At 69.4% G+C, this 13,877-nt stretch carries 14 protein-coding genes; 6 read left to right on the plus strand and 8 right to left on the minus strand.

The window, feature by feature from the left end:
• Positions 1-360 precede the first annotated feature (360 nt).
• Positions 361-984, plus strand: a complete 624-nt coding sequence (locus R4I43_RS02145; protein ID WP_324263757.1) for a YeeE/YedE family protein — start codon at positions 361-363, stop codon at positions 982-984.
• Positions 984-1,400, plus strand: a complete 417-nt coding sequence (locus R4I43_RS02150) for a YeeE/YedE thiosulfate transporter family protein (RefSeq protein WP_324263758.1) — start codon at positions 984-986, stop codon at positions 1,398-1,400. The genes R4I43_RS02145 and R4I43_RS02150 overlap by 1 nt, the downstream gene beginning before the upstream one ends.
• 52 nt (positions 1,401-1,452) lie before the next feature.
• Here R4I43_RS02150 and R4I43_RS02155 read toward each other — a convergent pair whose 3' ends face one another.
• The 5 genes from R4I43_RS02155 to R4I43_RS02175 form a co-directional block, all read right to left on the minus strand.
• On the minus strand, positions 1,453-1,986 hold the full coding sequence (locus R4I43_RS02155) for a hypothetical protein (RefSeq protein WP_324263759.1): 534 nt from the start codon (positions 1,984-1,986) through the stop codon (positions 1,453-1,455).
• 263 nt (positions 1,987-2,249) lie between these two features.
• Positions 2,250-2,399, minus strand: a complete 150-nt coding sequence (locus tag R4I43_RS02160) for a hypothetical protein (RefSeq protein ID WP_324263760.1) — start codon at positions 2,397-2,399, stop codon at positions 2,250-2,252.
• Entirely contained in the window at positions 2,399-3,166 is a 768-nt protein-coding gene (locus tag R4I43_RS02165) for an SDR family oxidoreductase (protein WP_324263761.1), read from the minus strand. Before R4I43_RS02165 ends, R4I43_RS02160 begins: the two co-directional genes overlap by 1 nt.
• 89 nt (positions 3,167-3,255) lie before the next feature.
• The gene (locus R4I43_RS02170) at positions 3,256-3,774 is read right to left on the minus strand and encodes an SRPBCC family protein (protein ID WP_324263762.1); all 519 of its coding nucleotides are present in this window, start codon (positions 3,772-3,774) and stop codon (positions 3,256-3,258) included.
• Positions 3,775-3,848: 74 nt separating this feature from the next.
• The gene (locus tag R4I43_RS02175) at positions 3,849-4,484 is read right to left on the minus strand and encodes a TetR/AcrR family transcriptional regulator (protein WP_324263763.1); all 636 of its coding nucleotides are present in this window, start codon (positions 4,482-4,484) and stop codon (positions 3,849-3,851) included.
• An 89-nt stretch (positions 4,485-4,573) separates the two neighbouring features.
• On the opposite strand from R4I43_RS02175, the gene R4I43_RS02180 reads away from it, so the two are divergent.
• Together R4I43_RS02180 and R4I43_RS02185 are read left to right on the plus strand one after the other, a co-directional pair.
• Positions 4,574-5,779 (plus strand): cytochrome P450, encoded by a 1,206-nt coding sequence (locus R4I43_RS02180; protein ID WP_324263764.1) that lies wholly within the window; start codon positions 4,574-4,576, stop codon positions 5,777-5,779.
• Between the two features lie 171 nt (positions 5,780-5,950).
• Positions 5,951-6,349: a hypothetical protein gene (locus R4I43_RS02185; RefSeq protein WP_324263765.1), complete on the plus strand. Its 399-nt coding sequence runs from the start codon at positions 5,951-5,953 to the stop codon at positions 6,347-6,349.
• Between the two features lie 45 nt (positions 6,350-6,394).
• On the opposite strand, the gene R4I43_RS02190 is transcribed toward R4I43_RS02185, so the two are convergent.
• From R4I43_RS02190 to R4I43_RS02200, 3 genes are all read right to left on the minus strand, one after another.
• Positions 6,395-7,135, minus strand: coding sequence for a lysophospholipid acyltransferase family protein (locus R4I43_RS02190; RefSeq protein ID WP_324263766.1), 741 nt, complete (start codon positions 7,133-7,135; stop codon positions 6,395-6,397).
• Between the two features lie 1,091 nt (positions 7,136-8,226).
• On the minus strand, positions 8,227-10,260 hold the full coding sequence (locus tag R4I43_RS02195) for a putative bifunctional diguanylate cyclase/phosphodiesterase (protein WP_324263767.1): 2,034 nt from the start codon (positions 10,258-10,260) through the stop codon (positions 8,227-8,229).
• Between the two features lie 58 nt (positions 10,261-10,318).
• The gene (locus tag R4I43_RS02200) at positions 10,319-10,927 is read right to left on the minus strand and encodes a TetR/AcrR family transcriptional regulator (protein ID WP_324263768.1); all 609 of its coding nucleotides are present in this window, start codon (positions 10,925-10,927) and stop codon (positions 10,319-10,321) included.
• A 133-nt stretch (positions 10,928-11,060) separates the two neighbouring features.
• Here R4I43_RS02200 and R4I43_RS02205 point away from each other — a divergent pair, with 133 nt between their 5' ends.
• Positions 11,061-12,287, plus strand: coding sequence for a cytochrome P450 (locus tag R4I43_RS02205; protein ID WP_324263769.1), 1,227 nt, complete (start codon positions 11,061-11,063; stop codon positions 12,285-12,287).
• A 10-nt stretch (positions 12,288-12,297) separates the two neighbouring features.
• Positions 12,298-13,833 carry an aldehyde dehydrogenase family protein gene (locus R4I43_RS02210; RefSeq protein WP_324263770.1) on the plus strand — a complete coding sequence of 512 codons (1,536 nt, stop codon included), beginning with the start codon at positions 12,298-12,300 and terminating at the stop codon, positions 13,831-13,833.
• The last annotated feature ends 44 nt before the right edge of the window (positions 13,834-13,877 follow it).

Genomic DNA, 13,877 nt, shown 5'->3' on the forward strand with positions numbered 1-13,877 from the left:
CAGTGAGACGCGTTGGCGCGAATGCACCCGGTACCAGCTGGCGTCCAGGGGCCAGCTCGTGCCGATCTCGCTGCTGCCCAACGGAGCGGACGCGAAGCACATCCGGGACGCCGCCGAACGGTCCGCCGCTGCCGAACCGACACCGCCGACGCCCCTCATCTCCGGGACACCGGAGACCGCGGCCTGGTTCGAGCCCGCACCGGAGTCGGCCCGGCCACGCGGAACACCGCCTCAGCGGCACGAACCCGACCAAGCGGGCCGAGTCCCCCCTCCCCCGAAGCGCAGCGCTCCCTCCCCGAAGCCGAGGAGCGCCAAACGCCGCTGGTGGACCCGACTCGCCGAATGGATGCGAGGTCCTTCATGACCACCTACTGGCCCTGGTGGGCGGGGGCGATCGGACTCGCCCTCGTCACCATCAACTACACGCTGATCACCGATCGGTCGTTCGGAGTGTCCTCGGCGTGGGACCGCGTCCTGCACTGGCGCTCCGAACGCCGCATCGAGAAGCAGGAGTCCGAGTTCGCCGACGACCGGGCCCTCGAGGAAGCGTTGGCCGCGGCGACCGCCGCGGAGTTCGGCACGCACCCCGGGCCGGCCTTGCCGCCAGCGCCCGCGCACGACGAGCAGGACGCCGCGCCGATGGCCGAGCGCGTGCGCCCGGCTCCGCTGATCACCCAGGCCGCCCTGCTGCTCTCGATCTTCGTCGGCGGGTGGCTCGCGGCGATCAGCATGGGCCGGTTCGAAATCCGCTACGACATGGGCGAGGGCTTCAGCCGGCTCGTCACCGCCGATCCCAACGTCATGATCGGCGTGCTGTTCGCCGGCGGGATCCTCGTCGGCTTCGGCACTCGGCTGGCCGGCGGCTGCAGCTCGGGCCACGGGCTCAGCGGATGCGGCCGGTTGCGCCCGGTCAGCCTCGTCGCCACGACCGTCTTCTTCGGCACTGCCGTCGGCGTGTCGTTCCTGCTGTGGAAGGTGATCTGATGAACACCAGAGGCGCTGTTCTCGTCGCCAACATCATCACCGGGCTGGCCCTGGGATTCATCGTCACCAGCATCGGGTTCGGTGACTACGCCGAGCTGAACCGCATGTTCACCTTCCAGGACCCGCGCATGCTGTACGCGTTCGCGGGAGCCGTGGGGATCATCGTGGTGGTCTTCACCGTGGTGGGCGTCCGACGGGTGCCGACGCGCATCCACGGCGGCGTCGTCCCCGGCGCCGTGCTGTTCGGCACCGGCTGGGCGATCTCGGGCGGCTGCCCGGCGATCCCGATCATCCAGGTGGCCAGCGGATACCTCCCGGCACTGGCCACGATCGGCGGTGTCGTGGTCGGCATCTGGCTGTGCCGCTGGGCCAACTCCCGGTACTTCCAGCTCGACCGCGGCGCCTGCGGTCTGTAGCACCACGTCGACGGCCGCCGCTGACCACGAACTCGCTGGTCAGCGGCGGCCCCTACACCGCTAGGCGCCGGGCGCGCGGGCTCCAGCGCGTGCGGCCCCCGGGTTTGTAGATCGAGAGCCAGGTGGCAGCGCCGATCGCCAGGACGTGGAACACCGCCATGCCGATGAGGTTGATCTGCGCGTCGGCGACCTCACTGGTGAACGGGCTGCCCGGGAGACGCGAAGCGGTGGCGATCCAGCCGGGCGTGAGGCTGGCGGTGATCGAGATCGTGGCGACGACCAGGACCAGCTTGACCAGCGGCCAGTAGTACCTCGCGATCCCCCACTTGGTGCCGACGGCGAGGACGAGCCCGGTGCCCAAGGTGATGAGCGAAGCCGGACGGGCGAGGGAACCGATGAGCAGTTCGTGGAACTCGTAGCCGACGATCGCGGCGTCGGGCCGGGTCAGCGCGGCCACGGTGAGCACGAACGTCACCGCGGCGATGCCGAACCAGCCCACACCGGCGACGACGTGCAGCAGGAGCACGGCGCGCCGCGCGCGTGCGGAGAGCCGGCCTCGGGTTCGGGTCTGCTTGGTGGCGGTCATGGACGCTCCCGGAGGGGTCGGGTTCGCCGAGCGCTCCGCGAACCGGTTCGGCGATCACGGCGGCGATGCCGCGGATCTGTTGCTGAAGAGGATGCGGTGCGGAACCCCGCAGCGTCGTCCACACGAGCGCGGCACCTGACGTACGCAGATCGGCGTACGGATCGCGAACCACGGTCACCTGGCACGCGGGCCGAAGGCGGGCGCGAGGCCTCGACTTCCACAACTCCGGTTTGGCGAGACGAGCAGGGGCTCTCTGGAGTCGCCTAGTCGTTCGCAGCCGTGTCGGTGAGCGCGCTCGCCCATTGCCGGAACGTGCGAGGAGCTCGGCCGAGCAGGGTGCGGGCCATTTCCTCCTGCTCGAGCAAGGTGGGATTGCGGGGTTGGGCGGCGAAGGCGGGCAGGGCGTAGAGCATCACCTCGATCGTGTCCTCGGGCCGCCCTCATGCCGCCACCTGTCCGCGGCCTGTTCAGCCGACAGCTCCACGATCCGCGCATCCGTGCCGAGCGCGGAGTTGAGCGCGGCTAGTCGCTCGCGCGCGGTGACAGCAGTCCCGCTCACGTCGACCGTCCCGCGATGCACGTCGTCGAGCAGCAGCGTTGCCGCGATCTCGGCGAGATCGTCTTCGTGGATGAACGCGTACGGCGAGTCCGGGAAGTGCTCGTGGACCTCCCCGCGCAACCTGACCGCCTCCACCGCAGCGGAACCCGGGATCGGGTAGCCACCGACGCTCGCGTTGGCCATCACCGCAGTCGGCCGCAGGCGCACCCATCCAATCCCGCGAACCTCCAGGCAGCGCTCGAAAGCCGACCACTGCCAGGTCTCCTCCGAGATCTCGTCCTCGAAATCGGAACCGTGCGAGCCCAGCACCACGACCCGACGGATCCCGCCCGTGACCAGCGCATCGGTGAGCATGCGCAACGAGGAGAGCGACTCACCGACCAGACCGGCCAAGAACACCCGGTCGGCACCGGACGCCGCAGCTGCGAACGCCGCCGGATCGGTCACCGGCCCGAGGTGCACGGGAACGTCATCGGGCCAGCCGTGCGCCTCGGATTCCGGTACCAGCACGCGAACGTCCTCGCCACGGCGGCGCAGGTGTCCGACGAGGCTCCGGACCGAGGGCGCGGTCGGGACGGCGCCCGGCTTCCGGGACGCGGCCATCGCGGTCAGCAGGATCATCGAGCTCCTCGGCGAATCGGTCCTTCGCGGCGAAGCTACCGACGCGCGGAGGAATTCCTCCAGCAAGAGGCGTGATTCGACCGGAGCGCTCAGCCGGGGTCGGTTCGCGCGTGTGGTGTCCGGGTGGCGAGGTCGGCGAGGTGGTGCAGGGAGTTGGCGAGGTGGTCCGGCGCGAACGGCGGGAAGTGGAGGTATTCGCGGATGGTGCCGGGCACCGCGGACCAGTCGTAGGTGAGCGTGATCTTCGTCGTGGACGGGCCCAGCGGTGAGAGGTCGTAGCGCCAGAACCAGCCGCCGAACTCCAGGCGACCGTCGCCTCCGGGGTCGTGCCCCGTCATCCATCCGATGGCGCGCGGTGCGTCGAGCACGTGGACCTCGTTGGCCACCTGGTAGTCGCCGTCTCGGGCGTCGGGGTGGTACATGTCCATCCTGAAGATCTGCCCGACCTCCGTCAGCGGTGCCCGATCGACGGGTTGCTGCACCCAGCCGGTGCCGTCGATCGTCGGATGCGCCGTCGGATCCGCCAGCACCGCGAACACTCGCTCGGCGGGCAGCGCGACGGTCAGGGCGGCGCTCACCTGGTCCTGTTCCACCTCGTGCGCGTTCATGGCACCTCGTCTCGATCTCGTGCGGACGCGTTCACCTGTGCAGACCGCGCGGCGGGGCGGAACTCATCGGGCCGCTAGACCGAGGGTGCTGGTGGGTGGGTGAGGCGGCGGAGGGCGTCTGCGACGTGTTCGCGGTGCTCCTGGAGGACCGCTGGGGGGATGCCGTCGGCGGTGGCCGTGGCGACGAGGTCGTCGGTGGCTTCGCGGAGGGCTGCGCTGGTCGCCGCTGCTTGCATGCGGACTTCGAGGCTGTCGGCGGGCATGCCCATGCGGTCGGCGAGGACTTCGGCGAAGGCCGGTTCGGCGCGTTCCCGCAGCACGAGGTAGGCGGCGCGCAGGGCGGGTTCGTCGTGGGTCATGCGGATGACGGCGAGGACCGCCTCGATGTCCTCACCCGAGTCGAGCACCGGCGTGTAGGCGGCGCGCAGGTGCTCGGCGAGGTCGAGCTCGGGCGGCCAGCTGCGCAGCACGGCTTGGAAGGCGTCGATCGACTTCGACAGCAGCGGTTCGACGCAGGCCTCCTTGCTGCGGAAGCAGCGCCACAACGTGCGCTCGGAGATGCCCGCGGCGCGGGCGATCTGCTCACCGGAGGTCGCTGCCACCCCGTGCTCGCGGAACAACGCCACCGCGTGGCGGGAGATGTCGAGGCGTTGCTGCTGCTTCTGCCGGTCGCTCGCCGGAGGGCGGCCACGGCGTGGGCGTTCGGCCACTGCGACCTCCCTCGGGCTCGCCGGGTCCGTGTTGACACACCTTAGTCGGCGCAACATTATTGGCAGTGACTGCCAAATAAAGGAGTGCCATGAGTTCTGTCGCCGAGCGACCGCAGCTGCCCTTCGAGAGGCCGAACGTGCTCGATCTCGCTCCGCTCTACGAGGTGCTGCGAAGGGAGGCGCCGGTCGCGCCGGTCACCACCCCGGCAGGCGACCCGGCCTGGCTCGTCACGCGGTTCGACGAGGTCAGGGCGCTGTTGAGCGACAAGCGACTCGGCCGCTCCCACCCCGATCCGGAGCGGGCCTCGCGCGTGTCGACCGCCGCGGTGCAGGACGGCCCGACCGGCGACCACGAGACCGAGGAAGCCGACCACACCCGCATGCGCCGGCTGCTGACGCCGGCGTTCTCGGCCAAGCGGATGCGGATGCTCGCCGATCACGTGCAGCAGCTGGTCGACGGCTACATCGACCAGCTGATCGCCGAGCGCGAAGCCGGTGACGTCGTCGACCTGCACGCCGGGCTCGCCTTCCCGCTGCCGGTCGCGGTCATCTGCCAGCTGCTCGGCGTCCCGGAGGGCGACCGCGAGCTGTTCCACTCGCTGTCGACCCGGATGGCGACGCTGGCGGACGACGACGACCCGCACCGGGCGCGGGCCGAGTTCAACGCCTACATGACCGGCCTGGCCGAGTCCAAGCGCGAGGACCTGGGCGAAGACGTCATCTCCGACCTCGTGCGCGCCCAGGACGACGACGCGGACTACGACTACGAGGAGATGATCCGGCTGTGCGTCGGACTGCTCTTCGCCGGTCACGAGACCACGGTCAACCGGATCGGCCTCGGCACCCTGTTCCTGCTCACCCGGCCTGAGCACTGGAAGTCGCTGACCGCCGACCCGGGTGGGCGGGTCAACCGCACGGTCGAGGAGATCATGCGGCTGGGCGCGCCGGGCGACCTCGGGCTGCTGCGCTACGCGCACACCGACGTCGAGGTCGCCGACGTGACGATCCGGCGCGGCGAGGCGGTGATCCTGTCGGTGAACTCGGCGAACCGCGACGAATCCGCCTACGCGGACGCCGAGACCTTCGACCCGGACCGCGCGGAGCGCACCCACCTGGGATTCGGGCACGGCGCGCACTTCTGCATCGGCGCCAGCCTCGCCCGCACCGAACTGCGGATCGTCTTCGAAACTTTGGCCCGGCGCCTTCCCGACCTGCGCCTGGCCAAGGGACTGGACGACCTGGAGGTCCGCCCGACCATCACCGGCGGAGTCACCTCCTTGCCGGTGACCTGGTAGCGGCCTGAGCTGGCCTGACAGCCATTTGCTTTGGCCGCGGACAAAGCTCCTCGGCTGCGGACATCGGTTCTCGGTTGCTGGTCTTCTCCGCGCTGGACAACGTCGGGTTCACCGGCGGCGATCCTGGCCGCTGCGCGATCTCGACCGTTCAGCGAAAGCGAGTGTGCTCAGATGAAGAAGACCTTCACCGCGCTGATGATGGCCGTGCTGTTGTCGGTGCTCTCGGCGAGTTTCTTCGCGGCCCCGGCGTCCGCGGCGATCTGCAAGAGCCGGACGAGCGGGTTCCCCGGCAAGTGGGGGCCGGTTTCGAAGGAGTGCTCCTACACGAGCCCGGCCAGCGACTGGGACGGCAAGCTCCGGATCACCTGGAACGTGCAGGCCGACACCAACCAGTACGCGTGCGTCGCGGCTCGGATGGGCAAGGCCTCCAACCCGGAGAAGTGGCAGTCGCTGGGGTGCGGCACGCGCGGCATGGGCGAGATCAGGTGGCCCAAGAACACCGCGTCGATGGTCGAGGTCCGAGTCCGCAGCGGCAACGCCCACATGGCCAACGTCGACTACTCGTTCTGAGACGCGACGGCCGGTCACCGAAGCCGTCGGTGACCGGCTCCAGCGCTAGTCCGCCTTGGGGCGGCTGTCGAGGATCGCCGCTTCTTCGGGGGTGGGGGCGGTGCCGCCGAGGTGGGCGGGCAGCCACCAGCGCTCGTCCTCGTCCGCGGGCTTCTCGGGGTAGCCGGCCTGCAGGTCGTCGAGGATCTTCGACATGCGGGAGCGGAGGTCTTCGGTGAGCGCCTCCGGATCGTCCTGCGGGGTGGGCCAGAACGGCTCGCCCGCGTGGATGTCGATCGGCACGTGGCGCTTGGTCAGCGTGCGCGGCCTGCTCTTGGTCCACAGCCGGTGCGTGCCCCACAGCGCCATCGGCACGACGGGCACACCGGCTTCGGCGGCCATCCGGACCGCGCCGGACTTGATGGGTTTGACGGTGAACGACCGGCTGATGGTCGCCTCCGGGAAGACGCCGACGACCTCTCCCGCGCGCAGCCGGCGAACCGCCTCGTCGTAGGAGTCGCGTCCGGCTTCCCGGTCCACCGGGATGTGGTGCATGCCGCGCATCAAGGGCCCGGCGATCTTGTTGTCGAAGACCTCCTTCTTGGCCATGAAGCGCACGAGCCGCTTGGCGGGCTGCGCGCCCAGCCCGCAGAAGATGAAGTCGAGGTAGCTGACGTGGTTGCAGGCGATCACCGCGCCTCCGGTGCGGGGGATGTGCTCGGTGCCTGTCACACGCAGCCGGTTGTCCAGCACGCGGAACATGGCCTTCGCCGCCAAGATGACGGGCGGATAGACGATTTCAGCCATTTGAGCAGGTTACGCACCCGTAGGTTGGCGCGGCCCACCCGTGCGTCCACAGTCACATTTCCCGAGCTCGTGGCGTCTGGCGTTCGGTTTCGCGGGGGTTCCGGGTGCTGCTGTCGTCCACTTCCGCGGGTGACCCAGCACTGGACGACTTGGGCGGAGGAGACGCCCGCTCGCTGCAGCCGGTGCCCGTTGCTCGATCACGGCGAGCGGGACGACACCGGCCTCCAGTGGTGGCGCGTGTTCCCGAAATCCCGGCCATGAGCAGGGATTTTCACGCGGTCAGGCACGGGAGTTGGCTGAGTTCCGAATGTTTCTCACGAAGAATTACCTTGTCCGCCAGAATTACGTTTGCTAGTTTCTTCTTGGCAAGATGTCAACTGGTACCCGGGAGGTGTCCATCGGTCCGCGGCTCGCGCTCCGGCGCTAGCAGCCGAGGACCGAGCCGTGCGGATTGGACGCGCCCGGCGACGGCGCAAAAGCCCTGACCCCCAGGCCGACGGGCGCCCGCTGCCACTCCCCACCGCGCAGTGGGACGTGCGCACCCGCCACTGAGCCTGGCTGGACGCCAGTCCCCCTCCTGGCGCGAGCGGTCGGCTCCCGCGCTCAGGCCGGCGCGTCCAATCCGCACGGTTACCCTTCCGCATTTCCGCAGGGCGCAGCCCCTCTTTCCGCGTAGTCGCATGGGCCTTTTAGTGATCTGAGTCACACAACACGTTGGGTTCTTGCGACGATTCTTCCCTGTCGATATCTTTCTAAGAAGAAAAATTCAGAGAAGAAACCTTCACAGAAGAAGGAGCCTGGGAAGAAAGCTTCGGGTGAGACGCTTCCGAGTGAAGGTGTTTCGGAGCGGACCACTGCGAGGGGGAAGGCGTGCGCCGGTGCCGGTACGGGGGCTTCCCGGCACCGGCGCACCGCCGAAGGAGAGCCACTGCGAGAGGGAAGGACGTGCGTCGGCGTCGGAACGGGGATGCCCGGCGCCGACGCGCGTCCGGTGGAAGGACCACTCTGAGGGGGTGGAAGCGGCGCCGGTGTCGACATGGGGATGTCCGACATCGGCGCCGCGTGCTGCGCCAACGCCTTTCAGCGCAGCCTCAGCCGCCTGCGAGGTAGTCGCGGAACTCCTCCGGCGGGATCGGGCGGGAGAAGTAGTAGCCCTGGTAGGCGTCGACCGACACCGCGCGGAGGAGTTGGTGCTGCGCAGCGGTTTCCACGCCCTCCGCGATGCACATCCGGCCGAGGGTGCGGGCGAGTTCGGTCATGGCGCGCGCGATCCCGAGGTCATCGGGATCTTCACCGACGCCCGCGACGAACATCCGGTCCAGCTTGATGATCTGCGTCGGCAGCTCCTTGAGCACCGCCAGCGACGAGTAACCCGTCCCGAAGTCGTCGACGGCGAACTGCACCCCGTCGGCGACGAGGTCGTTCATCTCCTGCCGCTGCTCCGGTTCGAGCTGCGCGAACACCGTCTCCACCATCTCCAGCACGAGATCGGTCGGTTCGGCGCCGGACTCGCGGATCATCGAGCGCACCACATCGGCGAAACCCGGTTGCTCGGGCCGCAGCCCGGACAGGTTCACCGCCACCTTCACCGGGACGCGGCCGGGGCGCTTCCAGGTCACCGCCTCGCGCAGGGCCGCGCGCAGCACGCAGGCGTCGAGCTCGGCGAGCATGGCGCCGCGCGAGGCGACCGCGAGCACCACGTCGGGCGTGAGCGGGCCCAGGTCGGGGTGGTGCCACCGCAGCAGCGCCTCGGCGATCACCACGTCGCCGTGGTTGTCGATGATCGGCTGGTAGTGGACGCCGACCTCGTCGCGGGCGATGGCCTCGCGCAGGTGCTGCTCCAGCGTGAGCTGGTCGTGGTCGGTTCCCGAGCGGGCCTGCCCGCGCACCCGGGCGTCGAGCATCGCCGACTCCGCGGAGCGCAGCAGCTCCACCACATCGGTGCCGCCGTGCTCGACCGACTTGATGCCGATCGACGCCTTGACCTGGACCTGCCTGCGACGCAGCGGAACGGTCATCTGGAACAGCTCGGCGACGCTGTTGGTGAGCGACTCCAGGTCGCGGTCGCCGTCGACGTCCCGGCACAGGATCACGAACTCGTCGCCGTAGAAGCGGGCGGCTTCGCAGCGCGTGGGGAGTTCGGCGAGCAGCCGTTTGGCGACCGCGGACAGGAGCTCGTCCCCGGCCTCGTGGCCGAGCGCGTCGTTGACCCGCTTGAAGTTGTGCAGGTCGCAGAACAGCACCGCGAGGCCGCCGGGCTTGGCCCGGGGCAACAGCTCGGCGAGCCGCTCCTGGAACCCCCGGCGGTTCAGCAGCCCGGTGAGATCGTCGTGGGTGGCCTGGTAGCGCAGGGTCATGGCGCGCGCGAGCTGCTCGGTGATGTCGTGGAAGGTGACCAGCCAGCTGCGGCTGCCGTCGTCGCGGACCGACGCGGCGGCGTGCACCTGGCAGGGCACCGGCGACCCGTCGGAGCGGGCCAGCACCCGGTGCGGGACGAGCAGGTCGCCGGTGGAGTGGCTGATGCCGCCGATCAGAGCGCCGCCGGTGTCGGTGGGCTCGATGACCTCGACGTCGCGGAGCCCGATCAGCTCCTCGAGCCGGTAGCCGAGCAGGTCGCAGAGCGCACCGTTGGCGTCGAGGAACCGGCCGTGGTCGTCGAGCAGCGCGATGCCGGCGGGCGCGATCTCGAACAGGTCGGCCATCCTCCGCTTGGTCCGCTCGACGCGGGCGGAGGACTCGCTCTCGTTGCGCACCACCTTGATGAACCCGTCGAGGTCACCGTCGGGAGTGCGCTGCGCGGCGATCACCACGTGCGCCCAGTACCGGCTGCCGTCCTTGCGAACCCGCCAGCCGCGGTCGATGAAGAACCCGTTGTCGGCGGCCTGCCGCAACTCCCAGTCGGGGTAGCCGACATCGACCTGCTCGGACGGGTAGAACACCGAGAAGTGGCGTCCGATGACCTCGTGCGAGTCGTAACCGCCGAGCCTGGCGGCCCCGGGGTTCCAGCTGGCCACGTTGCCCTCGGCGTCCAACGCGAAGATCGCGTAGTCCCGCATGTCCTCGGCGGCGAGGATCTTCTGCGCACCGACCTGCACCGCCCAGGGCTCGCGCTTGTCCTGGTCCATACCTGGTCCGTTCCTCGACGTGTCCGCAACGTACGGTCCCGAGACCAGTCACCGCAAGCTAGGTGGCCGGTGTTGGGGCCATGATCGCCGGGGTCACCCAGCGGCGCAGGAAAGCGCGGAGATCGGCACCGTTCCGTCCCGGGAGCGGGTCGTTGGCGAACGACAGGAGCACGCGCAGCAGGAACTCCAGCAGCTCGGTGAGCTCGTCGCCGGAGAAGCCGAGCTCGTCCCAGTCGACGTCGGTGCGGGCGAAGGCGAGCCTGCAGGCGTCGAAGGCGCGGGTCGAGGTGGCACCGCGCGAGAAGGCGTCCGGGCGGCCGAGGTCCAGGAAGAGGCCCAGGTAGGGGTCTTTCGGCACTTCCTCGATGGCGTAGGCCATCGCCTCGACCACGACGTCGGCGGGATCGCGACGTCCGGCGAGGTGGGCGACCAGCCGCTCCAGGAAGCTGTTGAGCGCGGCGAAGCCGACCGCTATGAACAGCTCCTCGGTGCTCGGGAAGTAGCGGTAGACGGTCTGGCGGATGACGCCCAGCTCGGACGCGACGTCCGACAGGCTCGTCTTGCCCGGCCCGTGCCGGTCGATGCACCGCATGGCCGCGTCGATGATGCGGGCCTTGGCCTCCTCGCCGTCACGCGGCGGCGCACCGTTCCACGCCGGTCGTTTCATGACTCGAGTATGGCCGAGCGGACCTGGGACGCAGCCCATTGCCTGCGGACAATCATACATCTACGGTATGTCTGTATGACGCGCTCCGGCAAGCCGGGTGCGCTCAACCCCCGCGATCCGCGAGGAGGCAACGGTGCCTGACCCGACGATCCCGGCCGGACTCGACTTCTCCGATCCCGAGCTGTGGGCCCAGCGGACCCCAGTCGAGGAGTTCACCTCGCTGCGCGCGACCGCGCCGGTCTGGTGGAACGCGCAGACCGACGGCATGGACGCGCCCTACGACGACGGCGGGTTCTGGGTGATCAGCAAGCACGCCGACATCCGGACGATCTCCCGCGACCCGAAGCTCTACTCCTCCGAGGCCAACAACGCGATCATCCGCTTCCCCGGCTACACCACGCCGGAAGCCTTCGAGGCGATCCGCACGATGCTGATCAACATGGATCCGCCGAAGCACACCAAGATCCGCGGCATCATCAACAAGGGGTTCACCCCGCGCGCCGTGGAGAACCTGCGCGCGGCGCTGACCGAACGGGCCGAGCAGATCGTGCGCGACGCGCGCGAGCAGGGCGGCGGCGACTTCGTCGAGCAGGTCGCCTGCGAACTCCCGCTGCAGGCCATCGCCGAGCTGCTGGGCGTGCCGCAGGAGGACCGCAAGAACCTCTTCGACTGGTCCAACCAGATGCTCAACTTCGACGACCCGGAGTTCGGCGATCCGGTCGCCGCCTCCGCCGAGGTGCTCGGCTACGCGATGACGATGGCCGAGCAGAAGCGCGCGTGCCCGATGGACGACATCGTCTCCAAGCTGGTCACCGCCGACGTCGACGGGCACTCGCTGAGCTCCGACGAGTTCGGGTTCTTCGTGATCCTGCTGTCGGTCGCGGGCAACGAGACCACCCGCAACGCCACCACGCACGGCATGAAGGCCTTCGTCGACCACCCCGAGCAGTGGGAGATCTACCGGGAGCGGCGGCCGTCGACCGCGCCCGACGAGATCGTCCGCTGGGCCACCCCGGTGACCTCGTTCCAGCGCACCGCCACCGCCGACGTCGAGATCGGCGGCCAGCTCATCCGCGAGGGCGAGCGGGTGGCGCTGTTCTACAGCTCGGCGAACTTCGACGAGGACGTCTTCGACGACCCGTTCCGCTTCGACGTGCTGCGAGACCCCAACCCGCACTTGGGCTTCGGCGGCACCGGCGCGCACTACTGCGTGGGCGCGAACCTGGCCCGGCTGCAACTGGACCTGATCTTCAACGCGATCGCCGACGTGCTGCCGAACCTGCGGCAGGTCTCCGAGCCGGAGCGGCTGCGCTCCAGCTTCATCAACGGCATCAAGCACTGGCAAGTCACCTACGAGTGAAGGAACCCGCATGGCAATCGTGCAGCCGCAACCGGCCACTGAGGACGGACGGCGCCGGATCCGCCTGGACAGCCCGGTGGACCGCCACCACGTCGGCGACCTGGAGATCAGCACCAAGGCCGAGGTCGACGCCGCGATCAAACGCGCCCGCGGCGCCCAGGCCGAGTGGGCCGCGCGTCCCGTCGCCGAGCGCGCCCGGATCCTGCGCAACGCCGTGGACGTGCTGGTCCGGCGCCGCGACGAGATCGTCGAGCAGGTGCGCGCCGAAACCGGAAAGCCCCGGGCTGAGGCGCTGACGATCGAGGTCGTGCCGGCCTGCGACTTCGTCAACTTCTGGTGCAAGCGCGCACCGAAGGACCTGCGCGACGAGAAGCGCAGGCTGCACGGGTACCTGCTGCCGATGAAGAAGCTGCGCATCAAGTACCAGCCGCTGGGTGTGGTCGGGGTGATCACCCCGTGGAACGCGCCGTTCGTGCTGTCGCTGAACCCGGTCGTGCAAGCGCTGCTCGCGGGCAACTCGGTGGTGCTCAAGCCGTCCGAGGTCACCCCGCGCTCCGGTGAGCTGGCGGTGGACGTGCTGCGCGAAGCGGGTGTGCCGGCCGACGTCGTGCAGTGCGTGCACGGCGACGGCGAGACCGGCGCGGCCCTGGTGGAGGGCGACGTCGACAAGATTTCGTTCACCGGCAGCGTCGGCACCGGTCGCAGCATCGCCTCGGCCTGCGCGAAGTCGCTCAAGCCCTACACCTTGGAGCTGGGCGGCAAGGACGCGATGATCGTCTGCGACGACGCCGACCTGGAGCGGGCCGCCTCGGGCGCGGCGTACCTGTCGATGTTCAACTCCGGGCAGGTGTGCCTGAGCGTCGAGCGGATCTACGTCGTGGAATCCGTCGCCGACGAGTTCATCCGGCTGCTCAAGGACAAGGTCGCCGCGCTGCGCTGCGGTTCGGTGGACGGCGACGTCGGGCCGCTGTTCTTCGACAAGCAGATGGACGTGGTCAGCGGGCACGTCGAGGACGCCAGGAGCAAGGGCGCCGAGGTGCTGGTCGGCGGTTCCCGGGTGGACGGCGACGGGCTGTACTTCCAGCCCACGGTCGTGGTCAACGCCACCCACGACATGGAGCTGATGACCGAGGAGACCTTCGGTCCGATCGCCACCGTGATGCGAGTGCGCGACGAGGACGAGGCCATCCGGCTGGCCAACGACTGCCAGTACGGGCTCGGCGGCAGCGTTTTCACCCGCGACGCCGCCAAGGCGGAGCGCATCGGTGCGCAGCTGACCACGGGTTCGGTCGTGCACAACGACGCCGCGGTCATCTACGGCGTCCCGGAGGCCCCCTTCGGCGGCCGCAAGAACAGCGGCGTCGGCCAGGTCAACGGTCTGGACTCGCTGCGCGGCTTCACCCACCCGCAGCCGATCCTGCTGACCCGCGGCTCACCGAAGGCCGAGAGCGTCTGGTTCCCCTACACCGACAAGACGATCCGCAACCTCGACGGCCTCGTCCAGTACGGCTTCGGCAACAAGTTCCTCCGCAAGCTCCTGTCCTGACGGGGCGACCCGATTACCGCCGTATTCAGGTCCCCGATTACTGC

Origin of the sequence: Saccharopolyspora mangrovi, assembly GCF_035320975.1 — a bacterium.
GTDB lineage: Bacteria > Actinomycetota > Actinomycetes > Mycobacteriales > Pseudonocardiaceae > Saccharopolyspora > Saccharopolyspora mangrovi.

What these genes read in the sequence shown, in the direction of transcription:
- R4I43_RS02145 (WP_324263757.1), top strand. Translation starts at nt 361, where the DNA reads ATGACCACCTACTGGCCCTGGTGGGCGGGGGCGATCGGACTCGCCCTC.
- R4I43_RS02150 (WP_324263758.1), top strand. Translation starts at nt 984, where the DNA reads ATGAACACCAGAGGCGCTGTTCTCGTCGCCAACATCATCACCGGGCTG.
- R4I43_RS02155 (WP_324263759.1), bottom strand. Translation starts at nt 1,986, where the DNA reads ATGACCGCCACCAAGCAGACCCGAACCCGAGGCCGGCTCTCCGCACGC.
- R4I43_RS02160 (WP_324263760.1), bottom strand. Translation starts at nt 2,399, where the DNA reads ATGCTCTACGCCCTGCCCGCCTTCGCCGCCCAACCCCGCAATCCCACC.
- R4I43_RS02165 (WP_324263761.1), bottom strand. Translation starts at nt 3,166, where the DNA reads ATGATCCTGCTGACCGCGATGGCCGCGTCCCGGAAGCCGGGCGCCGTC.
- R4I43_RS02170 (WP_324263762.1), bottom strand. Translation starts at nt 3,774, where the DNA reads ATGAACGCGCACGAGGTGGAACAGGACCAGGTGAGCGCCGCCCTGACC.
- R4I43_RS02180 (WP_324263764.1), top strand. Translation starts at nt 4,574, where the DNA reads ATGAGTTCTGTCGCCGAGCGACCGCAGCTGCCCTTCGAGAGGCCGAAC.
- R4I43_RS02185 (WP_324263765.1), top strand. Translation starts at nt 5,951, where the DNA reads ATGAAGAAGACCTTCACCGCGCTGATGATGGCCGTGCTGTTGTCGGTG.
- R4I43_RS02190 (WP_324263766.1), bottom strand. Translation starts at nt 7,135, where the DNA reads ATGGCTGAAATCGTCTATCCGCCCGTCATCTTGGCGGCGAAGGCCATG.
- R4I43_RS02195 (WP_324263767.1), bottom strand. Translation starts at nt 10,260, where the DNA reads ATGGACCAGGACAAGCGCGAGCCCTGGGCGGTGCAGGTCGGTGCGCAG.
- R4I43_RS02200 (WP_324263768.1), bottom strand. Translation starts at nt 10,927, where the DNA reads ATGAAACGACCGGCGTGGAACGGTGCGCCGCCGCGTGACGGCGAGGAG.
- R4I43_RS02210 (WP_324263770.1), top strand. Translation starts at nt 12,298, where the DNA reads ATGGCAATCGTGCAGCCGCAACCGGCCACTGAGGACGGACGGCGCCGG.